We start from the raw sequence: 25,542 nt of genomic DNA on the forward strand, positions 1-25,542 counted from the left end.
TACTTGATAACTATCTGTGCGAGCAGTTACGCTCGCCTGAATTGGTGGTTGCGTAAGTCCTACTGGTAAATTTATTTGCGGCTACATGAATGACTTTTAGTTGCTGTCCCGCCAGTGCTTTAACAGTGGCTATGCCTCTTGCATTGGCTTTTCTAATCTCAGAGGTACGCCCACGGTAGACGGTTTTAAACTCGTAATTAGGTACAGGCTTTTTGTTTTTATCAATGAATATAAGTTGTAGGGTTACGACAGGAACTTTAAGTACTTTGGTCTGTCCGTTCAAGTCTCCTGTCACTGGAAATGCCATGCTGTAGATTGATTGCTTTTTACCGCCGTCATCATCAAGATAAACACTGATAGATTGGCTAATATCAGCTTTTATACCTGACTCAATACCTGAGCTGTCAGTTCGATGCGGTTTGATATTGTTTTTATACTCAAGGTGGTAGGTTGCTTTTGGCAATGGTTTGCCCGTGTCTGCTTCTACTAGTTTTATGTTAAAGGTGACTTCATCAATTTTCTCATTATTATCGCTACCTTCACTGTGTTGATTTGATCCAATTGGTTCAACGCTATTGGTACTGCTATCGGTATCTTTACTTTCTTTAGTAGCTTCCAATTTTTCATGTTCTGATAGTTTAGATGAATAGTTGTGTTTACCTAAGTAGACTATTTCATACCCTTGTACCTGATCTGATTTTTGGACTATAGCTTCAACTAGTTTACCATCTATTTTTAACTGAATTTTCGCTTTCGGATGTCTGACTATTACGGGTAAATTGCCATCTTTATCTGTTTTATGAGTAACTACTATTTTACCTAGATTGAATGTACCTTTGTATTCAGAGCTAATTTCAACTTCTTTGTTAGCAATGCCCACCTTCTTGTCATCTACAATCTTTACGTATATCTTTCGTTTACAACAAGTTTGAATATTGTAATGAGCAAATAAGCTCATATATTTACCAACACTGGTTTTATTACCGTCAACTTTGTTAATTTTTCCATTTGATGTCAGAAAATCTACTACAGCATCATCACCTTTTAGGTGTCTAGCTGCAATGACTCCCGATTCTGTTACTTCAAAAGGATCAAGATCTTTCGCTTCTGTAATAGTTTTACCATAAAATTCATTTGCATTTATATTTCTCATATAGTTGCATAAGCGGTCAATCCAATATTGGATTGCTTTCAATTGTATTTCACCACTATTTCTAAAGACATCAAATGATGAAGCACCGTACTTATTAGTCCAATATTTATCTTTTTTGTTTCCCCAATCCTGATGTTCACCATTTCTAGTTTTGTCTTTTTTATAACAACCTACATCTTCTAGTGCTATCTCAGAAAATTGGAATAGCCCTACATAGTCCCAAGGGTTCAGCCTTCTAACAGATGCTGGATTGTCTACATACCCGCCTTCTTTGTTTTTACCCTTATAAGTATAAGAATAGCGTAGATCTGAGGATGATTCTTGTCTAGAAACCGCTCTAATGTAGCCGACTCTATCAGGAGTATAAGTAACATCTTTAACTGGTTTTACTAGTGAGCTCATATTACTTTTCCCCCGTTATTGATAACTGTTTTTTACAAGCATTAGGAGCGTAGCTATGATTCAGAGGATCTTGTTTATCAATATATTTTCGTAATAGCTCTTTAGTACGCTGATCATTACCCGTTATATTATCTTTGATAAATGAACAACCATCGTATAGCATACCTGTCATATTATAATTGGTTGGATTAAAGATATAGAATACTTGCCCTATAGCACACTTATTATCGAAGCAAATCTCGTTGAATACATACTTTTTATTAGTGCTTATATCTTGTATATATACTCCTGCATTTTGAGAACCCAGTGCATAAAGTTCTTTTTTAGCAAGATCTATAGGGTTGACGAGTTTGGAAATCATTTTTTGAAAGGCTTTGTCGTATCTTTTATCATAATTAGGATTACTACCTTCTATCGTTGGCAATTTCTCATTCACCAGTTCAAATGGATAAGTAGTGAATTTCCCATCGCTATACTCATAATCTACATACCGAAAAGGAACTTTATCGATTGCCAGTTCTTTATTTAGTTTATCGATATAGCTCACTGAATCTGGTTCATTGGTTTGGTTGAAAGATTCGTTTACTTCTTCTTTTGGATTAGGAATCATCTTAAGCTGAACGCGTGGTATGCTATCTAAATAATTTTGATAATCTTCTTCGTTTGTGGTTTGAGCTACACTGATGAATGGTATAGTAAAGAGGAATATCGAAAAGAAGCATAGATTTTTATTGCTTAATAAGTACATAGGTTATCCTATAAATTTACTCTGTAAGAGGTCTAACAGCCAAAGTCGTCTTCATCATGTGCATGATTATCGCCACAATCTTCAAATAGGTCTTCAATAGAGCAATTATTGCACTCCATCTGATCTGATACATCAGTGACCTTAATCTCTCCTTTATGGTTCACGTTGCCAAGAATCTCTAGCTCAACCTTCTCAGCTTTATCTCCAAATACTCTTAATGTCTGACCCTCTTCATCAAGTTTACCCTCAAACTCTGTTCCTTTAGAGTGATTAATTAGCTTGTAACTGATGCCTTGGTCTATTAAATCTTGTGGCAGTAATTTTTTAAGATCAAATGCTTTACTAAACAACCCCGAAGTCGGCAAAGCAATTACTGGCGCATTAACCTTACCACCCATTACCAAACCCTTCTTCACCGCTTTTATCTTAATCTCCCCTGGGCACACCAGCTTAATGCCACTCTCATCAATCGTCAGTGACGCCCCCGCAGAGGTCTGGAACTTGATGCGCTTAGGACTGGAGATATTCACTTGTCCTGACTCACTACCGATCGTCATACCTTGCTGGCTATGCAGTTGTAGCTCACCGCCCTGTGCTTGTATCGCTAGTGGCTTTGTGTTGGCACTGATATGTAAACCCGATAACTGAGCTTGACCACCCACCCCTGCTAATGACTCAATACTATCTGCGGTGAGCGTATAGTTTCCTGCGACTACATCCGACTGCGTGCTGCCTGATTGGCGGACGATGGTCTTTGCGGTGGTTAGGGTGTTGCTGGCTGAGGTCAGAATACTCTCTTTACTCACTATCGATACATCGGGTGCGCCAAGGACTTCGGTTTGCAGGGTATCGTCGATGACCTGCGCTGCCTTTTCAAACGCTTTTATAGAATCGTTAGCGCTTTTTAACTCTTTCGTTGATTGCAAGTGCGCTTGTTTAGCCTCCGCTAAGGTCTCACTCAGCTGTGCACCGAGTTTTAATTGCCGTTGCCGCGAGTCATTGACCCACGCTGACTCATGCTCGGTCTGACTATGCCTGATACCAAAGGTGGAGAGCAGTACGCCGCTATCTGCTGTCGCTTGCAATCCATGGTCAGTGGCGAGGTTAACCCCTTGTCCGCTTATCGTGGATTGATGATTGCTATAGCGATGACGCAGGACGCCAAGCTCTAAGATGTGCTCGTCAGGGGCGAAGGTGGCTTTGTCTGTTGTGGTTGGGTGTTGCGCGTTGGCATGGGCTTTGGTGTTGACACTCCACTGCATGCCAATCTGGTTTGGGGTGTCATCAAAGAGAAGGGTGACCTCACTATCTGAGGTCAGTCCGTATTGGGCGATGCCTGATATCCAGCCTTGGTGACTATCGTCGTCATTAACTTGCGAGTGTCCCAGACCACCACCATGCCATCTTGGCGAGGATCCGCCTTGTAGGTTATGTCTGTTGGATAGTCCGGCATCACGGCTAGTGATGTCATTGTCGTCACTATCGCCCATGCCTATACCGTCATAGAGGGCGCGGCTGATCACGGGGCTGTCGATATCACCATACCAGTAGTTTAAAAGGACGGATTGTCCCAGCCTTGGGGCAAACTGCCAGCCGTGAGTGGCGCCTGAGGACAGTTGCAGGCTACGCAGCGGTGGTGTCACCCCATAATCATGTGGGCTGATACCTGCCCAAACAGGGGTGGTGATGGTTTGTTGTAGACCCTCATCTGTGACACTAGAGTCGTAACTTGGCGAGGATGAAGTGCTGGTATCGCCGGTACGAGCTTGGGTCAGACCTGTATAGGTGCTGCTCACAAAAGATTGCTGGCTTGGATAGGGACAGTAAGGAATAGCAGCATCTAGTAAGGTGGCGGTTACCCAGATACCAGTATCTCGAGCGATGTCGTAGCCATGCTCGGGTATGGCGCTAAGTGCTGTTTGCGTTACTTGCTTTGCGGTACGCGCTATCCAGTCTTTTATCAGCACTTGGTTGTGGTAGGAGACGCTGTCACTATCAGGCTCAATACCAACGAGGGTCATGCTGGTACAGTATGTAGATAAATGGCCAATAGAAGGTAGGTTGTTGATGCTAACCCTGCTACCGATACTTAGGCCACGCATGGCACCTGTGGCGCTATAATATTCTCTATTGCAGCCATTGGCGCGTACCCATTGCTCAGCTAAGCGGGTAGCAGATTCGTCGCTATATACCCGAGATGGTGCCCCTAATAAGACAGCAGTATCATCTAGTGCCAGCTGAGAGTCGTCATCTGCTACGCCTTCATAGATAGTATCAGCGGCGAGTCCATCGGCGCGTACCACCACTGTGCGAGTGCCTAACTGCTTGGCGATCATCTGTAGCTCGTCAACAGAGTCTGTACCAGACTGTACTGAAGACTTCTCGTAGCTATAGTCAAGTGGTGATAACTCATTCTCGTCTAGCGCACTGACTAAAGACCAATAGCCAAGCTCATCCACTGAGTCACCTGATACCCAATAGGTGGTGACCCCAATATCGGCAAGCAAGCCGGTAATAAAGTCATAATCGCTGACATCAGACTGCATACGCATAGCGAGCTGTGTGGTTAGTGGCTCTGATGAGAGTAGTTGCTCTGAGAGCTGCCAGTTAAAGTCGTAATCGCTAAGGATGCTGGTGATGATATCTAGGGTGGATTGATGGGTAAAGCTGCGAGTATGGATGGACTGGGTCAATTGCCAGTTAGGAGTGACAACATCAAGGGTGTAAAAGTGCATGGCCCCATCAGAATGTTGATAACGAATTGCCTGAATGACGCCTGTCCGACAAGTAGGCATCCGATCTGCAGATAGTGTGGTTAAACAGACAGTTGTGCTGATTAAAGATAGACATGCGTCGATATCTAAAAAACCATAACTGAACATTAGTATGTGAATAAAGGAGCTTTGATTGAGGCTACTTGTCCAGAAAAAGGCACTTGGATAAAGGGAGGTAGTTGCTAAAATGTCACTGCCAACGCTGATTTGGTGTAGACGGGCAGTTTGTGAGGGCATAAAAGGGATTCTCATCATTACGACATTAAAAGCAAAACCGATAGATTACCAACAAAAGTTACTAGACTATCCTATGAAAAAAGTATAGGGTTTATTGAAATATTGTCAAGTATTAGTAACTATTGATACACTTATTAGGACATAAAAGTTTGATTTTAATTTCTATGCTATAGTTTGGTCTTTGTGTTTTCAGTGAAGTAATCGCTAATATTTTTGATGATTTGGAAGACTTAATAAATGAGTATTTACGCACAAAGACTGGCCTCTCAAATTGAATTCATTAAACAATGTGCTTTAATGAAAAAAGCGCCTACTCAAGATTTTGCTAAACACAGTGATTTCACTTGTACTGAAGAACAAACGATAGGCTTGCCAGGTATCAGTCTGAACATCACCGACGATACCTCCGATGACGTTTGGCTTCGTTTAGAGCGATTGCGTGAAAACTCAGCACCTAAACCCAACAGCTCACTATTAGCACATTGGTTAACATTTCCAATAAAATTTGGCGATCAGCCTTTATTGAAAGAAAAAATCTATGTAAAAAACTTAATAGATGATGGTGTTATCGCTTATGAAGAAGTATTCACCCCGTTTGAAGTCGAGGACAACTATCAGGATGAGACATTAGAATTAGAAGTAGAAGTAGAATTATCAGAAAAAGAAGTTTATTTAAAAGATTTTTCTGAAAGAGAATCTTTACAAGATGAATTTAATGATTATCTCAAAAACATTTGGAAGCCTTGGCTAGTGCAAGAGAAGCTTGTACGCCAAAGTATTGCTCTATATGCAAAGTTATTTAAGCTCAATCAAATTCTACAAGGCAACCTAGCTGATGAATCGCTTGAGCTGGTTTGGGGTGTCGGTGTTGCTGTAAGAAAAAATACTGATAATGGACAGAATAGCGAGCAAATCAAGTATCCATTACTAACACAATCTGTAGAAATTGTATTAGATCAAAAGACAATGGCTCTACTTATAAAGCCCAACCCCTCTCCTTCTACGCTTGAGACTGAACCTTTCTCTATGGATGAGAACCAAGGTTTGGCCAGTCTATTAAAAGACAGTAAAGCGTTTTATGAAGCAGAGGATGTTTTATTAAATCCGTTCTTGCCAAGTAGCTATGAGCCTATTTTGAAATCAGCAGTGACCTTGCTTGATGCTTCCGGCGTTTATTGGCCTGACCATACCATTACAGATGAACGAAAAATACCTAAGGCGCAAAATCACCTTATCGTCACTGATACATGGGTCATTATGGCGCGCCCTAGAAGCAATAATATATTTTTGCAAGATTTAGATAAATTCGCCATTCAGCTTGAAAATAGCGATGACCTTCCTTTACCAAATGCTCTTATAGCAATGTTGACCGAGCCTGCTACAGAAAATAAAGAAATCATACTACCCGCTTATCGTGGTCTATCTATGGTCAGCGGCAGTGAAAATTATACAGGCACGCCAGCTGAGCTATATTTTCCTAAAGCATTCAATGACGAACAAGTACAAATCGTACAGCAACTAAATGTCCATGACGGCGTTGTCGTTCAAGGCCCTCCTGGTACAGGCAAGACGCATACTATTGCCAACGTTATTTGTCATTATTTAGCGCTGGGTAAACGCGTGTTAGTCACGTCGATGAAAGATCCTGCATTAAAGGTGCTGCAAGAAAAACTGCCTGAATCCATTCGCCCGCTAGCGGTTAGTCTACTGACCAGTGAAAATGAGGGTTTAAAACAGTTCGAATATACGATTAAAAAAATATCAAGTGAAGTATCTAGTATCAATCAAGATGCCTACAAAAAAGATATCGTCATGCTTGATAACCAAATCGATACCATTCATGCGCAACTGGCCAGTACTGACAATAAGATTACGGCTTGGGCGCGGTTAAATCTTGATGATATCGTTATAGATAGCGAAACCATCAAGCCCATAGATGCAGCGACTGAGGTTGCTCAAAACAGGCAGCTTATCGAAAGCTTTCTAGATACATTAGGCATAGAAGAGACATTTAAGCCTAGATTTACTCATGCCGATATGACTGAACTAAGAAAAATAAGAATAAAGCTCGGAAGCGATTTGGATTATCTTGATAAAAAAACACCTGCTGTTGCAGACTTCCCTTCTATCAATACCATAAAACAACTGCACAAGGATTTGAGTTATCTCAATGAGTCGCAGGAGGCTGAAAAGCAAGGAGCGCTACCAAGCTTAGCAAACGAAAACGATAGCACTATCAGCATGGCTCACGATGCTGCTTCTAATACCTCTCGTTTAATTGATCTTCTTCAAAAGATTGCAGTGGCTGGGCAGGATTGGACGACTCATATTCAGCAGAGCTTAGCTGATGAGACTAAGCAAGACATCATCGCTCATCTAACTGTACTCAACGATGAGATTAAGTCGCTTTTTAATGAGAGAACCATTTATTTAACCAAACCTATCACGATGGCTGATGGTTTTGATAAAAATCCAGAGCTTGTTGACGCGGTCAAAAACTTATCCGAAGGCAAGAAACCATTTGGTATCGCTGGGATTTTTGGTAAGTCTGCTGAGAAGAAGATCCTTGAAGCTATCACGATTGTCTCTTCGCAACCCTCAACTGTAGAAGACTGGCAATATATATCGAGCTATATAGACTTTAGAAAAAAATCTCAGGCGCTAATTATTCGTTGGAATGCATTATCAAATGACTTGTCTTTACCAATATTCGACGTAGCACCTGATAACTTATCTAATTTGAATTCAGCCGTTCATTTATATGAAAACATTGTCGGTAGCAACAACCTACAACACATTATTAGACAAGCGTTACATGCTATTTTCTTGGGCTGGGATATCATTTCTACTGCACCTTATAATAAAGATGTTTTAGTTGAGATTGAGGGCGTTCTTAAAAAACACTTAAAGAGACATAAATTGGCAGAAAGTCTCACGCTAAAAGAAAATTTACTGAATAAGCTTACTAACTGTAATGGCTTTATTAGTGAAAAAATAACGCTCTTTTTAAATCAGCAAATCGGTAGTCAAACATTGTCAGATGAGATGTTAGAGACGACGTGGAAAGACTTGTTGAATGAACTACAACGAGTAAATAATCTTGCAACAGACTTACAGACGGTCACTGCCGTTACTCAGCTTATCGACGACAGTGGTGCGCCACTTTGGGCAAATCAATTGCGCCATGAGCCTTGTCTTAATTCTCAAGATACGTTGTCATTTGATACGTTGTCACCTGATAAACTGTCATCTGATGACTTACTGCCTGATAACTGGCAGCAGATTTGGCGAATTGCTAGATTGACCAACTTTATAAACAGCATCGATGGTCGCAAAGAGTTGGTTCAACTTGCCAAAACTCGTGGCAATTTAGAAGTAAATCTTGCAAGACTCTATCAAGAAGCCATCACCAAAAGAGCCTGGCTAAAGGTCGCAGAAAATGCGACGCCAAACGTGAGAGCGTCTTTAGAAAAATATCGCTCTGCCATTATGCGTATCGGTAAAGGAACAGGCAAAGGAGCGCATTATTACCGCCGTGAAGCCCGCGAAGCCTCTGCGGGAGCAAGTGCTGCTATCCCATGTTGGATTATGCCGCATTATCGTATTTCTGAATCCCTGCCAGCAGAGTTTGGCAGTTTTGACTTGGTTATCATCGATGAAGCCTCTCAGTCTGATTTAACGGCGTTGCCAGCCATCATGAGAGCCAAAAAAGTGTTAATCGTTGGTGACGATAAGCAAGTATCGCCAGAAGGCGTGGGGCTCGACATCGGAAAGATTCGTAATTTGATGGCACAATATCTGAGTAATCAAGTCCCTGTCTATCGCTCACAAATGTCACCTGATCGTTCAATCTACGATTTATTCAAAGTCGTTTTTGCAGATAGCAGTGTGATGCTAAAAGAACATTTTCGCAGTGTGGCACCTATCATTGAGTTCTCTAAACGTGAGTTTTACAACCATGAGCTGATACCTTTGCGTAAAGCCAAACCCTCAGAGCGCTTGGATCCTCCATTGGTTGATATTTATGTCACCGATGGCTATCGTCTTAAAGGCTCTGATATTAATCCTTCAGAAGTCAGATTTATCGTCGATGAGATCAAAACCCTCGTCTCTGACCCAGCTTACAAAGGTAAAACCATCGGTGTGGTCTCATTGCTAGGCAACAAGCAAGCACATAATATTATGGAGATACTCAATAAAGAATTGGATGAAGCAGTAATGACTGCTTTTGATATTGCTTGCGGTGATGCCAGAACCTTTCAAGGTAAAGAGCGCGATATCATGTTTTTGTCATTGGTAGTGGCACCCGGAGCTGCCCATGCACAAACGAGAGATACCTTCGCCCAGCGAATGAATGTCGCGGCCTCAAGAGCGCGCGATAGAATGTATTTGGTGCGCAGTATTGAGTTGGATGAGCTAAGCCAAGCCGATCACTACCGATCAGCGCTTATTAAACACTTTCAAGGACCATTCATGCAAGATGAAGCAGAAGTTTCTGATTTGCGTGAGAAATGTGAGTCTCCCTTTGAAACAGAAGTCTTTGACCTTTTGGTTGAGAGAGGCTATCGAGTCACCCCACAGGTGAAAGCAGGTGCATACCGAATCGATATGGTAGTAGAAGGTGAAAATGACAATAGCCTAGCCATTGAATGTGATGGCGATAGATATCATGGGCCTGACAAATGGGACAGCGATATGCAACGTCAGCGTATTTTGGAGCGTGCTGGCTGGAAATTCTGGCGCTGCTTTGCATCCACTTTTGTCACTCGTAAAAGTGAAGTCGTCCAAGATTTATTAGCAGAATTAGAACGTTTAGAGATTTATCCAATCACTACCGACACGGCATATAGCAGCTCGTATGTTGAATCTAGAATCGTCACGACTGTTGATGCACCACAGATCGATATTGAAGCCGAGACCTAAACATTTATAGCCTGCTAGATACTCAGTTCATAGCGACTATCATAATTATCTTAAGAAAAATCCGTCTTTTATCAAAGCACGGATTTTTCTGTTCTTAACTATACTTAAACTTAAAGAATCACCATTCACTACAAGCCACTATTTTACCTAGCTTATTAATACAGACAGACGTACCATCACTTTTCTCTTCTATCTGCGCTGTACCATTATTAAAATTGAAATACGTTGCACCAAAAGAAGTAACGCTCATCCTCTGTACTTTATCGTCCGAGAACTTGAAAGGAATGACAGTTCTATTGGCACCATCTATGAAGCCCCAACGATTACCTTTACGCACGCCAGCGAGCTGCTCACTAAAAGGTCTTATTTCATCATAAATGAAAGGGACAGCAACAGCTCCCGTCTTGGTAACAAATCCCCATTTATCATCTTTAATTACACCGAGCAGACCTTCATTAAAACCATAGTGCCCACCCAAATGACCATCCAGACCGTCGTATTGCGGGGCAACAACTTCTTTACCGTTAGTGTCTATAAGACCCCATAACTCCGTATTAAAGTCATAAACAGGAGCCCTATCATTGCTAAAAGAATCCATCATGGCGTAGTTATTTTCAAAACTGAGAATAACTTTATTGTTAGTATCGATGACACCATATGCACCATCTTTTACAACGACAATTTTACCTTGATAAACAGGGTTTGCCCAAACCTCATTATATTTATCATTAGGATCTATTAAGTTGTCGTAAATAGTAGGTACGACCAGTTTACCTTGTTCGTTGATATAGCCGACTTGATCGTTTTTTAAAACAGGAAAAAATCCATCGCTGTACAACCACGCCTCAACTTTATCAAAATCTTTGAGACTAGCTGTTACTTTACCTTTTATATTGAGTAACGCTTGTGGGCGATAATTGTCATCATAGGCAACAAATAGATGCGTATTATCAGTACATTGAATATTTCTATAGTTACTCTTCGGCGGCATACAGTCCTCAGCAGCTAAAGCAGGCAAACTACTTATTGAAGCAATAATTGGGACTAATAAAGCTTTAGCTATTTGCTTATACAAAACCTAATACCTCGAAATACTATTACCGTGAATTTAATCGAACACTACCACCACACTGGATCATCATTCTCCTCTCTCACCTGTTTAGAAGCTTCGACGGTGACCTCATCGGCAGACAGCTCCGCGATAAATCTTGATGGCTTGTCAAAATACCCTGAATAACTGGCGAAGTAATCAGGCGCAGTCAGATACAGTCTGGTCTTGGCACGACTACAGGCGACATAAAATAATTTTCGTTCCTCTTCTAACTCCTCAAAGTCATCTAAAGAGCGATGATGCGGCGTGATGCCATCAACGAGTGAATTGACAAACACCACTGGCCACTCTAGCCCTTTAGCACTATGAATGGTCGAAATCGTCACTTTGTCTTTATCGTTTTCCTCAGGCTGACTGGTCGTTGCCACTGAGTCATTGGGCGGATCGAGCGCCAGATTTTCTAAGAAATTATCAAGACTGCTGTACTCTGTTGCTAAGTTTTTAAGCACACGAAAATCCTCGCTACGCTCACGCCAGTTCTCTTCAATCGTTTTTAAGACAGGAATATAAAACTCTAAAATACGCTCAATAATAGTCTCGACTGATTCTTCCTGACTTGCCTTAGTCAGAGTATGATACAAAGGCTCAAGTTGCTCACTTTTTTTGGCAAACTTTGCCGTCAGCAATGGTTCAAAAGAATTATTATCAGCATTAATCGCTTGAGTCAAACGCGTCGCAGTGACTGCCCCAACTCCTTGGAACAAGGTCAAAATTCGGTGCCATGCAATCGTATCATTGGGGTTATAAAGAATTTTAATAAAGGCCAACACATCCTTGATATGACGGCGCTCAACGAACTTAATACCCCCTACCACGATAAATGGAATATGACGCTCCATAAATTCTAACTGTACATAATTGGACTGAAAAGACGTGCGGCACAGTACCGCAAAATCATTGTAATCCTGATCTGGCTTTAACTCGATAATCTTATCAGCAATAAACTTAGCTTCTTTCGTTTCATCACTCAGGCGGCTAAATATCGGTTTTTCGCCCGTTATAGTAGCGTTTGAATAGAGCTGTTTTTGATACCCCAAGGTGATTTGTGCGGATAAGGCATTGATATAATTTAAAACAGCCGGTGTACTGCGATAGTTTTGCTCAAGTTTAATCAGGCTCGCTTCTGGATAGGTCTCACCGAAGAGTAAAATATTCTCGTAATTAGCGCCGCGAAAGCCGTAGATACTTTGATTGTCATCGCCAACGACCATCAGCGAGACCGAGGCTGGCGCACAGATAAGATCAATCAGTTGCTTTTGCGGAATATTGGTATCCTGATATTCATCAACCATAATATAGCGATAGTTTTCTTGTAGCAGCTGACGGAATTTGTTGTTGGACTTTAGATGACGCACTACTTGACTAATAATATCATCAAAATCATAGAGATGATTGGCGCGTTTATACTCGTGAAAGTCGACAGCCAACTGCTCGATAATGGGAATATGAATAGCGATATCAGGATAATTATCTTCGATCAAATTACGAATAGGAATGCGGCGATTCCTAGAGGTTGAAAAGATATTTTGTAAGGTCTTCTTGCGTGGAAAAGCTTGTTTCTTAGTTTGGGCAGGATACTTTTTTTCTTTATAAATCAAGTCAATCGCGTCTTCCGCATCCCCTGTATCCAAGATAGTAAATCGTGGGTTGATACCGAGCAGCCCTGAATACTGACGCAATAGCATATTGCAGAATGAGTGAAAGGTACCACTAGTGATGTCGTTTAGCACTTTGCTGGTCGGCAAGATGTCCTCGGACAACTCTTTGTCCGATAAAGTGTTAGTAAGCAAGGTTTTTGCGCGACTCTTAATCTCATTGGCGGCTTTTCGAGTAAAGGTCAGTAGCAATATTTGCTTAGGAGGTACACCGTTCTCTAATAGATAACTGGTACGATACGTCAATGTTTTGGTCTTACCAGAGCCAGCACCGGCGATGACCAATACCTTGCCATCGATAGTAGTAGCTGCCAGCAGTTGGTCAGGATTGAGCTCACTGGCGTAATCTACTTTTAAGCCTAAATCACTATTTAACCTTTGCTTCAGCAGCGCAACATTGGCAGCATCGTCGGCGTCGATTAGATTTGCCTCTAGCTTTTTAATCGCTTTTTCAAGACGCGCAAGTTTAGGCTTAATCTCCATAAAGTTCTGCGGATAGTGATAGCGGTGCGTGTCAAAAATAGTGGATGTCATTATAGGAATTTGCCTTTCATTTTATGTTAGCCGCTTTTATCTGTATAAAGCACCTAATACGCAGCAGTGCAGAGATGTAGCTAAGGGATTTTAGTGTTAATAGTTAAGATTGTTAGTAAAGTTTAGCGAGTTATAGGTACTCACCTTCAATGCGCTTGTCAGCTAAATTATTATTTTATAGTACAGCTTACCATAATTGATAAAACAGCAAAATTGCTGGCGATGACTCTGAAAGACTCGGACAAAATCTCAGTATACCGCACAACAACCTCACCCCTATTCCGGTAAATTTGCTACAATATGCCCAATTTTGATTTACTATTTAACTCAGTTTTATAATGACTCACTACCAAGTCTTATATTGACTAAGTACCAACTGATTTTATTCATATATTGAGAGCATGTTATGGGTTTTAATTGCGGCATCGTCGGCCTACCAAACGTGGGTAAATCTACCTTGTTTAACGCCTTGACCAAAGCGGGTATCGCCGCTGAAAACTTTCCGTTTTGTACCAAAGATCCCAACACGGGTATCGTGCCAGTACCAGACCCACGCCTAAAGAAATTGGCTGACATCGTCAATCCTGAACGCGTACTACCGACGACGATGGAGTTTGTGGATATCGCGGGTCTAGTTGCAGGCGCGTCAAAAGGCGAAGGCATGGGTAACCAGTTCCTAGCCAACATTCGTGAGACCGATGCGATTGCGCACGTAGTACGCTGCTTTGATGATGACAACGTCGTCCACGTCGATGGTCGCGTCAGCCCTATTGATGACATCGAAACCATCAATACTGAATTAGCTTTGGCGGATTTAGAAGCAGTGGAACGTGCCATTCACAACCAGACTAAAAAGGCTAAAGGCGGTGATAAAGATGCGCAGGCCCTACTTGATATATTCAAAAAGGTTGAACCTTTGCTAGCAGAAGGGAAAGCGGCTCGCGCGGCCAATCTTGACGCGGATGAGAAAAAACTCATCAGAAGCTATGGTCTCATTACCCTAAAACCAACCATGTATATCGCTAACGTCTCTGAGGATGGTTTTGAAAACAATCCTTATCTAGATGCAGTACGCAACTACGCGACTGGCGAAGATTCCATCGTTATTGCGCTATGCAACCAAATCGAATCTGAAATTGCCCAGCTTGATGAAGATGATAAAAAAGACTTCCTAGCTGAGATGGACATGGAAGAAGCTGGCCTTGACCAAGTCATTCGTGGCGGTTATGACCTGCTCGATATGCAGACTTACTTCACTGCGGGCGTCAAAGAAGTTCGCGCTTGGACAGTCGCTGTTGGTGCAACCGCGCCACAAGCCGCTGGTGTGATTCATACCGACTTTGAACGTGGCTTTATCCGCGCTGAAGTGATTGCGTATGACGACTTTATCGAGTATGGCGGTGAAAAAGGTGCCGCGGCGGCTGGTAAGTCGCGCTTGGAAGGCAAAACCTACATCGTGCAAGATGGCGATGTGATGCATTTCCGTTTTAACGTCTAACTTTCAAAGTTCAATAAAGCAAATGGCGTGTTTACACAGTCTTAGTAGAGAACAACCAAAAGTCAGCCTTTGTGCTGGCTTTTTTTATTATAATAACGTCTGTTATCTGGAAAAACAGCAAATCCGCTGAAAGCAATTATTAAAATAATGATAAAAATAACGGATCATAAACTATGACGGCTCATATTTATCAATCGCTTAACAGCAGTGTACATTGGGCACAACTATTTAGTGCGCAGCGCTTGGGCAGCCATAAAAAAGCACCAGCGCAAGACAGCGCGCGCTCATCCTTTCATAAAGATTATGACCGACTGGTATTTTCGCACTCCTTTCGCCAGCTCAATCAAAAAACCCAAGTCCATCCATTGACCAATCAATTGGGGATTCATACTCGTCTAACCCATTCGCTTGAGGTCTCTTGTATTGGACGCTCATTAGGAATAATGGCGGCAGAAAAACTGCATGATAAATTAGCCAGCGGTCTGCCAGCAGGCGTCTCGCCAGCCGATGTCGGTGTCATTGTTCAAGCAGCCTGCCTCGCTCATGATATTGGTAATCCGCCTTTTGGTCATGCAGGAGAATATGCCATTCGCGATTGGTTTATGCATCCTGATCGTCAGGCTATTTTACAAAATCTGAGTAATAATGAGCAATTGGACTTACTGGCCTACGAAGGCAATGCGCAAGGATTCCGGCTACTCGCCCGTAATGAGCATCATCCTGATAAGGGCGGTATGCGCCTAACCTGTGCGACGTTGGGTGCCTTTATGAAATACCCTTGGCTAGCGACGCACAGTAATTATTTTTCTGACAGCACTTCTTCAGGTAGCTCGCTCAACAATGTACAAAAATTTGGCTGCTTTTATAGTGAAGCCTCTCAGTTAGAAGAATTGGCAGCCTGTTTGGGTCTATCGCGCTCGCAGCAACACGATGGTTTTGCCCGCCATCCACTGGCCTATTTGCTAGAAGCAGCCGATGATATCTGCTACGCACTGATAGATTTGGAGGATGGTATCAATCTGAATATGCTAACCTATAGCGATGTCGCCACCATATTTTATGAATTGATTGGTGAGCGGCCGAGCAATATTAGTCTGCCAGCACACATGTCTGTTAGGCAAAGCCTAGCATCACTACGAGCGCGCGCGATGATGCGCTTGGTCAATACTGTCACCGATGCTTTTGTTGCTAATAGTGAGTCGCTGCTAGCCGGAACACTCAATGGCAGTCTATTTGCACATTGTGATACAAATGTGCAAAATGGTATTAATCGAGCCAAACAATTGGCCCGTGAGCAAATATTCAATCACCCAAGCAAAGTGCGAATGGAATTGATGGCGAACCAATGCTTGCATCGTCTATTAGATGCCTTTATACCCTTGGCTTGGACAAACGCAAAAACTGCGCCAATATCCTTTGAGCAGCAGCGCCTACAAAAACTGCTACAACCGTATCTCGACGAGCATCAACGGGTATTATCAGATAATATCTATCACAATATTTTAAATATATTGGACTTTATTACTGGCATGAATGACCATGAGGCGTATAGATTGGCGCAGGAACTACAAGGTCACTGGGGCAAAATGGTTTAGACTAAGGGTTTAAAAGACCAGTGCAGGTCTAGTAAATTTACACTCATTGCCTATTTCAGTCGTATTCTTGCGCTGAAATGAGTATGATAAACCTCTATTGGATAATTTTGAAATATTATGAGTAGTCGCGAACAAAAGAAGCTTCAAACTCGGCACGCCTTTTTTAATGCGGTGCTCGATCTCTGTATGACAGGGCAGTCTTTTAGCTCCATCAGTCTCAGGCAGGTGACACGCGAGGTTGGTGTCGTACCGACGGCATTTTATCGGCATTTCGATGATATGGAATCGCTTGGACGGGCCTTGGTGGTTGAAGAGTTGGGCGGGACGCTCGCCACCTTAAGCGAAAGCCTGCAAATTGGCCGTAAGCGAAGTTTTGATCGGCAAATCGCTAAGAGTATTCAGCTGTTTTTATATATGGTCAGCGAGCAGCCTTGCTATTGGCAGTTTTTGGTCAGTGAACGCTATGGTGGTTCAGAAGCTGTGCGCAAAGCAATCAATGAATTAATTAAAAAGCATGGTCAAAGCTTAGCAGAAGATTTGGCTTTACAGCCAGCATTTACGCATATTAACGCCTACGATAGACGCTTGCTGGCTGAAGCGGGGGTCAATATGTTCTTCTCTTGGATTATCGATTGGCTAGAGCTGACCTATTCTGAGGATCATGATGATGAGGCTGACTTGGCTGAAATTGAAAAAAAGAAACACCTGATGCTGCATAACTGTACTCGCCAAGCACAAATGTTATTTTATGGCGCATACAACTGGAAGTCTACCGAAGAGACTCGTCTGAGCGACGACTAAGCAATCTATGCAACCTTTGAGTGCTAAGCCGTGTCTTCATTGCAAAAATAGTCATAAAAATGAGATAAATTGCCGTCAAAAATTTCACTGCGTATTGTCTAAAAAATAGCTACTGCCAGTACCATATTTAAATGTTAAACAGACCCTAGCTAAAAACTCGGCCGAAATGCCCACAGACGCTGCGTAATAACTTTAATTGACTTCGCTTTTTTGCTCTTATTGTCATTGCCTATACTGTTGGCATCATTGCCATTTTTATCGTTACTATTATCGCTGCTATTATTAGCATCGCTACTGTTTTTAGCCTCACCATCATCAGTGGTGGTTTTGCTAATCAAGACGGTTGCAAAACGTTGCTTTGTTTGACCTGTATTGGCACTGTCTGTTGCCGTGATAAGCGCCGTAAAAGCCTGACTATCAACGGCTAACAGTGGCGTTAGTGCTGCCCGCTGCTCTTCATTCAAACCGCCCAATATTGGCAATTGCCACAATTCATCGATAGATGGCAATACTTGCTTGCGCCTCATCTCGGTCAACCCACGCATCTGCTCGCTAGTCACACCGTCCATCAGAGACGCCAGCAGTTCAGGACTGGCAGTATTGACATTGATAGGCACATAATAAGGAACGGCGCTAAGGTAAGGGCGCAGTGCTGCTAACACTTCAGCGCTGACTCCTCGAACGTCTTGTAACTGATCGATGCTAATAAATGGCTGGTTTGGTAATATCCCCTCTACTGCCCCGCTGCGCTGCTGCGAATATACCACGCTCTCATCACCGCCATCTTGATAGACCTCACCATCTGCATCTTGATAGTCCAGTACCGCAATGGCGATATCAGGCTCTAGATTTAATTGTGTTAAGAGTCTTTGAAAGACCATTAACGCAGCGGTATTAACCGCACCATTTTGATATAAGTTATTAATATTAAAACGACTGGCTTCGTCGCGCAATTCGATGTTGATGCTGTGATTATCTAGAGCATAGGGTGGTATCGGCTGCGCCCAAATATCTTGCTCGCTGTCCGTATCGTTTAGCTTATTATCAGCGCGAATCACAGTCATAGCCAATTGCTGACCGGCGTCAATGTCTTGTAGTAGTTGATCTTGATCAAACAACAAGCCACTACGCCTGATGGCAATCTTTTGACTAGCAAGCATTGCCCCGGCGACCACCGTAATACTGACCACCAATAGCAGGATAGTCAGCAGTGCTACCCCGCGCTGAGAATGCGCTGTCATGGACATAAACGGCCTCTATTATTGAGCCAATGGCACATTGTCAATACCTTGTAAATTAGCATTTCCCACACCAGCGTTCGCAGTATCGCTACCATTAGTATTATTACTGTTGCCCTCATTACTGCCATTATCGTTGCTGTTATCGCTCTTGCTATTTGGTGCATTTTGCATACTACCACGTGGAGACGGCTGCGGGGCAAGTGCCCACTGCCACGTGATAGGCATATCTTGATACGTAAAGCTAACGGCAATACCTTTTGGCAATAATTGCACCTCAGCTTGGCTATTCGCTGTATCAGCCGTCTGCCCAAAGGCTCTAGTCGTATTGTTGTTATTGCTACTGCTGTTTTCGTCAGGAAATTTGGTCGCAATTTCTGGTAAATAGGCCTGCCAGCGTGCTGCGGTCACCCCTTCTAGCAGTACGCTATCCAAGCTAACGCTATCATCTCCAGCGGCAAGACTGGTATATTGACGGCGAATTAAGCGCTCATCGGCAAAAATATATTCAATGTGCTGCACACTGGCACTACTTTGGTAGCGTGGATCAGGATCTGCGAAGCGTACAAATCTAATATGCTCGCCATCTAAGCTCATAAAAGGCTCAGACTCTATAATATTGGCTTGAGTGCTGTCACTGTTAGTAGTGTTCGTTGAGACACTGATATCTCGCGTACTGGGCGTACTGGGTGCTTGGTAAGGAATGATTTGTCCTATGTCTTGCTGTAGTTGTAGATAGGTATATTGCAAGACAGCCAAATTATCAGCATGAAATTGCGCACGCTCACGGGCGCGGTTCACGCTATCAAACACTTGCCAACCCGCCACTGCCAGCATCGCAAATATTGCCATGGCGACCATCAGCTCAAGTAGGGTAAAGCCACGCTGCTGCCTCACAGGCTGCCTCCACTTGAATTTGGGCTCGCCAAATCAAGGCTACCCATATCCTGTTCTGGATTACTCAAGACCACCTTAATATCGGTCACTGTGCTGCCTGTCTGTCCATCGATAATAGGTGCGACAGCGATAGTCACCTGCTTTAAGGCGGGGCTAATGGTATCGCCGACTGTCATCATCACCTGCCAATCCCGACCTTGCGCATTAAGCGTTTGGCTGCGATTGGCGGTTAGCCATGTCTCTTGGATTTGTAAATCGGCAGCCGCGTTTTGGGCAACGAAATGAGCCAGCGTACGGGTACGCAACACATCAACCGAGCTGAGATACGCACTGCTGGCACGGCTAGCAGCGACAGCGACGACGGCTAAAATCGCTAAGGCGACCATCACTTCAATCAGGGTAAAACCGCTTTCGCGTATCGATTTCAACGATGACTTTTCTGATGATTCAGATGAAATGGCTTTGCTGGCTTTATTAACAGAACTAACAGGCGAATTAGGTAATTTAATCATCCATTACAGTCCTTGTCCTAGCGACATACTACCATCAGGCATGATGGTAATCACCTCACCCACCAAGCGCGATTCATGACGCACTTCAATCGTTACCGGTGTCGCTTGCCCAGTACCAAACCATAATATTTGCGGTACCGTTTGATCGGTAAACCAAGGTTGTAGCGTTTGAGTCTGCCCAGCATTTGCAGCAGCGTTACCAGCATCTAAGCTTTGCACACTCAAACTCACTCCAGCAGGCAGTTCAGGTAAGGTAACTTCGGGTTCAATCTCCCAACTTGGCGTTGCTACGTCCCCATTCACACCTGACATCCCAGACAAATCGGTAGACAACTCCATGGCATTTTTAGCACGACTGTCCGTACGATCTGAAGCGGCTTCAGCCGTTTGATAGGCAATATAAGGATTTGATAAAGTGACAATAACGGGGTTTACTTGACCTTGTTTATCCGCTTGTAAGCTTAAGCCCATCGGCTGCATACGCTCAGCGGATAATAGCCTAACGTAGCTCAGCGAATCGGTAAGGTGTTCATAAAAGGCACGGTTTTTTCGAGACTCACTACTACCAACTGATAAGCTCATCATGCCAGCAAAAATAGACAGAATGACCACAACCACTACAATTTCGACAAGGGTAAAGCCCGCTTGCCCGATATGCCTAGGCGCGTGAAGAGCTGGTATTGAAGATATCGAGGAAGTCGGTTTTGACATACAGAAGTCATCTAGAATGGCGTCATCCTACTAAAAAATAACGCTATATTGAATGGTATAAACAAGACGAAAGACGTGACGAGTTATAAAAACTATAAATCTGTACACATATTAAAAAATAAATTTAACGTGCTGCCATACAGAATATAACAACACAGATTTTTATAAAAGAATAGCTGCTTATGTTCAAAACATAATAACAAGCTAGTAATTGGTATTACGATGCTCTTCGGACTCAGTATCGATCTGCTCCACCAGCTCTTGCATATCCTCATCCATCACCTCATCATCGTCGGCAGGATAATGGCTAGGCAACTCGAGCATTTGCTGAACGAAAGCATAACGCAAGGTATCACGGCGACCCAAGTAGCGCTGATAAAAACTTGAGTTCAATAATCCTGCGCCGCCCTGACCCATCGCCCAAATCGAGGACAAGTAATCACGCGTACTTAAATTGCTGTGCTGCTCCTGTAAATACGCACTGATAATATCAATCAAACGCTTCATACGCTGACGGCGAATATCGTACAACTCACCAAACAAGCGATTGAGACCTGTCACTGATGCTGCCAAACGCTCTTCGATTTGATTGAGGAGCATGGCTTTTTGTGGATTGAATAATTGCTGAAAAATCATACGGGCCACACCAGCCGATGGGCAGTCATCAATTCGATTGATCTCAAACAGCTGCTCTTCATAACGAATAATAATACGCAAGTAAAGCTCATCTTTACTGGAGAAATGCTTATATAAGGTGCCTTTAGCCAAATCAAGCTGGTCTGCCAAACTGTCTAAAGTGATATCACCATCGCCTGACTCAAGTAACAGTTGCTCTGCCATCGCTAAGATATTCTCTTCTCGTGCCTTGAACTGATGCTGACGACTCATAATCTCTCCTAAAACCTGACAAGATTAAGCATATGACCATCGTATAGATTAGTGCGTCGGCAACAAGAGTATGAGGCTATACAAAGTCTGCTCGAAGACTACCAAGGGGAATATGCTTATGTTTGCTAAATAGTCATTGATAATCATATGCTTACGTTTGAGATAATAACTAAAAATAACGTAAAGCAATAACACTATCTAATAAATGACTGAGTGGTCATAGCATAACCATTTTAATGATACTGTGCCAGTAAATTTTCAAAGTTTTTTGCAGTCATTGCACCAACGTCATCGCTACTACAGCCATACATCTCCGCCAGACAACTGGCAACGTAAGGTACATAAGCGGGCTCATTAGGTCTACCACGTTTAGGAACAGGCGCTAAATAAGGACTGTCGGTTTCGATAAGCAATCGGTCTCTAGGCATATTTTTTGCTGCATCTTTGATATTTTGCGCGCTTTTAAAGCTAACAATACCCGAAAATGAGATATAAAACCCTAAGTCTAGCGCCTGCTTCGCGGTCTCCCAATCTTCGGTAAAGCAATGAATAATGCCGTGTTCCGCCCCTTCCGCCTTTAGGATATCAATGGTATCTTCTTTGGCATCACGCATGTGTATGACCAGTGGTTTTTTCAAGCTTTGGCTGGCATGAATATGGCGCGCAAGGCTGGCTTGCTGCTCTTTTTTGTTCTCCGTCGACCAATAATAATCTAACCCCGTCTCCCCTATGGCCCACACATGCTCGGCATCGGCAGTTTCTATCAGACGTTCGACCGTCGCTGATTGTAATACGCTGATATCTTCACAAGGGTGGATACCGACGCTCATGCCGAGATTTAACGTTTCATCACCATAAGTGCTGACGATTTTAGCAATTTCATCATATTCAGCAAAATCACACATAATGGCCATCGCTCGGGTGACATTGGCTTCTTTCATGGCAGCAATCGCGCCGGATAATTGACCATCGTACTTGGTCAAATCCAAACGGTTAAGATGGCAGTGGCTATCAGTAAACATAAACAATCTCGTTAATAAAATAGAAAAATTAGGTTTGAAACGTTAAATGAATAGGGTTATTTATTGCTCTAAAGCGAGCTGTTTTCAAGTAAGGTTTAACGATACACTATCAGATAGTTAATAAATCATAAAAGCGGTTTGTTAGCAAAAACATTGCGTCATCAAAGCGGTTTGTTAGCAAAAACATTGCGTCATCTACTCACTCTTCATAAGCCCTTTATTATGAACCATAAAAAAACCATCAGCCTCTCCCCCATTATAAAAACCCTATTACCCAAACAACTATACAAAAAGCGGTTTTTGTTACAAGACAAAGGGCACAACAATCATATCAAGATTGCTAAAGACGTACGCATCATTGGCAATTCAGCCATTACCATTCGTAAAGGTCATGGCAATCACATCACTATCGGTAAGGGCGGCAAATTTAATCAGTTAAAAATCGACATTAACGGCAGTCACAATCAAGTCACGATTGGAGAAAAAGTTAAGTTCTCAGGGCAATTATTGATCGTTGGCAACCATTTGCATATTTATATCGGTGAGCATACTACCGCCATCGACTGCTATATTCTGGCACGTGATAAAAGTGTGACTATTGGTAAATCTTGCATGATATCGCGCGGTATTGAAATTCGAGCGACTGACGTCCACAAGGTTTACGATATAGACTCTAATAAGAGGTTAAATCCTGCTCACTCTAACGTCATTTTGGGCGATCATATTTGGATTGCTGCCAATGTAACTGTCTCTAAAAACGTTACTATCGCTAGCGGTTGTATCATTGCAGCCGGTGCATTTGTCAATAAACCAGTGACCACACCAAATTGTATGGTGGCGGGCGCGCCTGCAAAAATCATTCGCCAAAATGTACGCTGGGAGCGTTAAAGACTCAGGGTATAAGGCTAGTTTTACCATGCCAAACTTTGCTATTTAAAATTAATGTAACGGCACCACACGCATCACCTCTTCTAAGGTCGTCACCCCTTCACTGATACGCTTCGCACCCGATAAGCGTAGCGGCTGTACGCCTTCACGGTAGGCTTGTTGTTTCAATACATCCAAATTGGCATCAGCTGCCACCAGTTTTTTTAGCTCATTCGATAACGGCATAATCTCATATAGACCAACGCGACCTTGATAGCCGGTATGGCGACAGTGCTCACAACCCTGCGCTATATAAATTTGTGCTGGTACAGCAGCGCGCCAAGGCTGTACCAGCTCTTGCCACTGTATCGCAATTTCACTGTCTGGCGTAACATCGACTGCTTTTTTACAATGCGGACATAACGTACGTAGCAAGCGCTGCGCCATTACGCCTAATATCGTCGCTGAGGTCAAAAACGGCTGAATGCCCAAATCATGCAAGCGAGTGAGTGAACTGGGTGCATCATTGGTATGCAACGTCGAGAGCACCAAATGTCCCGTCAGCGATGCTTGCACGGCCATATTAGCAGTCTCAGCATCACGAATCTCACCGACCATAATAATGTCTGGGTCTTGGCGCATCAAAGAGCGAATGCCGTCAGCGAAGTGCAAATCAACACCCGGATTAACCTGCATTTGGTTAAAAGCGGGCTCAATCATCTCGATAGGATCTTCAATGGTGCAGACGTTGACTTGTTCTGTGGCTAGCTGCTTAAGCGTACTGTATAAAGTGGTCGTTTTACCTGAACCGGTCGGGCCGGTGACCAAAATAATGCCGTTTGGATGCGCGGTCAACTCGTGCCATGTCTCAAGCTGCTTGCCAGACAAACCAAGCTGAGCAAACGAGCGCACCAATACTTCGGGGTCAAATACCCGCATGACCAGCTTTTCACCAAAAGCAGTCGGCATGGTAGAGAGACGTAGCTCAGTCTCTAACCCTTTTGGCGTACGGGTTTTTAGCCGGCCGTCTTGCGGTTTGCGCTTCTCTGCGACATTTAAACGGCCCAAGATTTTAATCCGTGCTGTCACCGCGACGATAATCGCCAGCGGCATCTCATAAACGGTGTGTAATACGCCATCAATACGAAAGCGCACTTTTCCGGTCTCGCGACGTGGCTCCAAATGAATATCACTGGCGCGTTGCTCAAAGGCATACTGCAACAACCAATCGACAACCCTGACGATGTGTTGGTCATTGGCATCGGGATTGGTATTGTCGCCAAGCTGTAACAACGCCTCGACATTGGTGACATCAGCCGCCGCACGCTTATGTAGAGAGTTTGCCCCAGCAATCGCTTGCGTGACTTGATAAAACTCCTGTCGATAGCGATTGATCTGTTCAGGATTGATATAGACCGTACGATAGCTTTTGGACTTAATTAACTTTTCTATATTAGAGTGCCAGTCTGTATAAAACGGCTGATCGGTACCGATGACCACTTCATTTAACGTGACCTCAATCGGCAAAATATGCTGCGAGCGCGCATATTCGAACGACATCAGCTGCGTGACGGCTGGCACATCAACTTTCAGCGGATCAATACGCACAAGTGGCATGTCTGCTTTGGCCGCTAGCCATTGATTGAGCCATGCTATCGTTAATTTACTCTCAGCATGACCATCAAGCGCATGATCATCAAACGCATGATCATTAGGCAACCCAAACTCACTAATCGTCAGAAGCGGATGCTGCGCCTTGTCACGGCGACTGGTTATCACCAGATTATAGCCGCGCTGATCAATTACTCTATCTGCTAGTAATTCATCAAGACACCAACGTAAATCAATCACGATCGAATATTTTTGAGCAGACATATTTTTCTTCTTTTATTGGTCAATAAATATTTCACAAATCAGCAGTTTATAGCTTTCACTTTCATGGCTTTGATAAAGCATAAATACAGTGCGCCAATTTC

Annotated in this window: 17 protein-coding genes; 5 read left to right on the forward strand and 12 right to left on the reverse strand. The window is 43.1% G+C overall.

What is annotated here, in order from left to right; translation table 11 throughout:
- Positions 1 to 10 precede the first annotated feature (10 nt).
- From CXF65_RS02065 to CXF65_RS02075, 3 genes are read right to left on the reverse strand one after another with little or no spacing between them, the layout of a single operon-like run.
- Entirely contained in the window at positions 11 to 1,555 is a 1,545-nt protein-coding gene (locus CXF65_RS02065; protein ID WP_101210866.1) for a hypothetical protein, read from the reverse strand.
- A 1-nt stretch (position 1,556) separates the two neighbouring features.
- Positions 1,557 to 2,303, reverse strand: a complete 747-nt coding sequence (locus CXF65_RS02070; protein ID WP_101210867.1) for a hypothetical protein — start codon at positions 2,301 to 2,303, stop codon at positions 1,557 to 1,559.
- Positions 2,304 to 2,335: 32 nt separating this feature from the next.
- Positions 2,336 to 5,314, reverse strand: a complete 2,979-nt coding sequence (locus tag CXF65_RS02075; protein WP_198551949.1) for a contractile injection system protein, VgrG/Pvc8 family — start codon at positions 5,312 to 5,314, stop codon at positions 2,336 to 2,338.
- Positions 5,315 to 5,551: 237 nt separating this feature from the next.
- Here CXF65_RS02075 and CXF65_RS02080 point away from each other — a divergent pair, with 237 nt between their 5' ends.
- Complete coding sequence (locus CXF65_RS02080) at positions 5,552 to 10,237, forward strand: AAA domain-containing protein (protein ID WP_101210869.1); 4,686 nt, start codon at positions 5,552 to 5,554, stop codon at positions 10,235 to 10,237.
- 118 nt (positions 10,238 to 10,355) lie between these two features.
- Here CXF65_RS02080 and CXF65_RS02085 read toward each other — a convergent pair whose 3' ends face one another.
- A complete protein-coding gene (locus tag CXF65_RS02085) occupies positions 10,356 to 11,312 on the reverse strand; it encodes a WG repeat-containing protein (protein WP_101210870.1) in 957 nt (318 codons plus the stop codon).
- A 44-nt stretch (positions 11,313 to 11,356) separates the two neighbouring features.
- Positions 11,357 to 13,537, reverse strand: coding sequence for an ATP-dependent helicase (locus CXF65_RS02090; RefSeq protein ID WP_101210871.1), 2,181 nt, complete (start codon positions 13,535 to 13,537; stop codon positions 11,357 to 11,359).
- A 406-nt stretch (positions 13,538 to 13,943) separates the two neighbouring features.
- On the opposite strand from CXF65_RS02090, the gene ychF reads away from it, so the two are divergent.
- The 3 genes from ychF (at position 13,944) to CXF65_RS02105 (ending at position 17,431) form a co-directional block, all read left to right on the forward strand.
- Positions 13,944 to 15,035 (forward strand): redox-regulated ATPase YchF, encoded by a 1,092-nt coding sequence (gene ychF, locus CXF65_RS02095; protein ID WP_101210872.1) that lies wholly within the window; start codon positions 13,944 to 13,946, stop codon positions 15,033 to 15,035.
- Between the two features lie 173 nt (positions 15,036 to 15,208).
- Positions 15,209 to 16,630, forward strand: a complete 1,422-nt coding sequence (locus tag CXF65_RS02100; RefSeq protein WP_101210873.1) for a deoxyguanosinetriphosphate triphosphohydrolase — start codon at positions 15,209 to 15,211, stop codon at positions 16,628 to 16,630.
- A gap of 117 nt (positions 16,631 to 16,747) precedes the next feature.
- The gene (locus tag CXF65_RS02105; protein WP_025650818.1) at positions 16,748 to 17,431 is read left to right on the forward strand and encodes a TetR family transcriptional regulator; all 684 of its coding nucleotides are present in this window, start codon (positions 16,748 to 16,750) and stop codon (positions 17,429 to 17,431) included.
- 149 nt (positions 17,432 to 17,580) lie between these two features.
- On the opposite strand, the gene gspK is transcribed toward CXF65_RS02105, so the two are convergent.
- The 6 genes from gspK to CXF65_RS02135 all read right to left on the reverse strand — a co-directional run bounded on the left by gspK (position 17,581) and on the right by CXF65_RS02135 (position 22,699).
- A complete protein-coding gene (gene gspK / locus CXF65_RS02110; RefSeq protein ID WP_101210893.1) occupies positions 17,581 to 18,672 on the reverse strand; it encodes a type II secretion system minor pseudopilin GspK in 1,092 nt (363 codons plus the stop codon).
- Between the two features lie 18 nt (positions 18,673 to 18,690).
- Entirely contained in the window at positions 18,691 to 19,566 is an 876-nt protein-coding gene (gspJ, locus tag CXF65_RS02115; protein WP_101210874.1) for a type II secretion system minor pseudopilin GspJ, read from the reverse strand.
- Positions 19,563 to 20,078 carry a type II secretion system minor pseudopilin GspI gene (gspI, locus tag CXF65_RS02120; protein WP_101210875.1) on the reverse strand — a complete coding sequence of 172 codons (516 nt, stop codon included), beginning with the start codon at positions 20,076 to 20,078 and terminating at the stop codon, positions 19,563 to 19,565. The genes gspJ and gspI overlap by 4 nt, the downstream gene beginning before the upstream one ends.
- A 3-nt stretch (positions 20,079 to 20,081) precedes the next feature.
- On the reverse strand, positions 20,082 to 20,789 hold the full coding sequence (locus CXF65_RS02125; RefSeq protein ID WP_101210876.1) for a prepilin-type N-terminal cleavage/methylation domain-containing protein: 708 nt from the start codon (positions 20,787 to 20,789) through the stop codon (positions 20,082 to 20,084).
- Between the two features lie 204 nt (positions 20,790 to 20,993).
- Positions 20,994 to 21,677 carry a TetR/AcrR family transcriptional regulator gene (locus tag CXF65_RS02130; protein WP_025650823.1) on the reverse strand — a complete coding sequence of 228 codons (684 nt, stop codon included), beginning with the start codon at positions 21,675 to 21,677 and terminating at the stop codon, positions 20,994 to 20,996.
- Between the two features lie 233 nt (positions 21,678 to 21,910).
- Positions 21,911 to 22,699 (reverse strand): TatD family hydrolase, encoded by a 789-nt coding sequence (locus CXF65_RS02135; RefSeq protein ID WP_025650824.1) that lies wholly within the window; start codon positions 22,697 to 22,699, stop codon positions 21,911 to 21,913.
- A 222-nt stretch (positions 22,700 to 22,921) separates the two neighbouring features.
- Here CXF65_RS02135 and CXF65_RS02140 point away from each other — a divergent pair, with 222 nt between their 5' ends.
- Positions 22,922 to 23,587, forward strand: a complete 666-nt coding sequence (locus tag CXF65_RS02140) for an acyltransferase (RefSeq protein WP_101210877.1) — start codon at positions 22,922 to 22,924, stop codon at positions 23,585 to 23,587.
- 51 nt (positions 23,588 to 23,638) lie between these two features.
- Here the strand turns inward: CXF65_RS02140 and CXF65_RS02145 are convergent, their stop codons facing one another.
- Complete coding sequence (locus CXF65_RS02145; protein ID WP_101210878.1) at positions 23,639 to 25,441, reverse strand: GspE/PulE family protein; 1,803 nt, start codon at positions 25,439 to 25,441, stop codon at positions 23,639 to 23,641.
- Positions 25,442 to 25,542: the final 101 nt, after the last annotated feature.

It is taken from the genome of Psychrobacter sp. Sarcosine-3u-12, from assembly GCF_002836005.1.
GTDB classification, from domain to species: Bacteria; Pseudomonadota; Gammaproteobacteria; order Pseudomonadales; family Moraxellaceae; genus Psychrobacter; species Psychrobacter okhotskensis.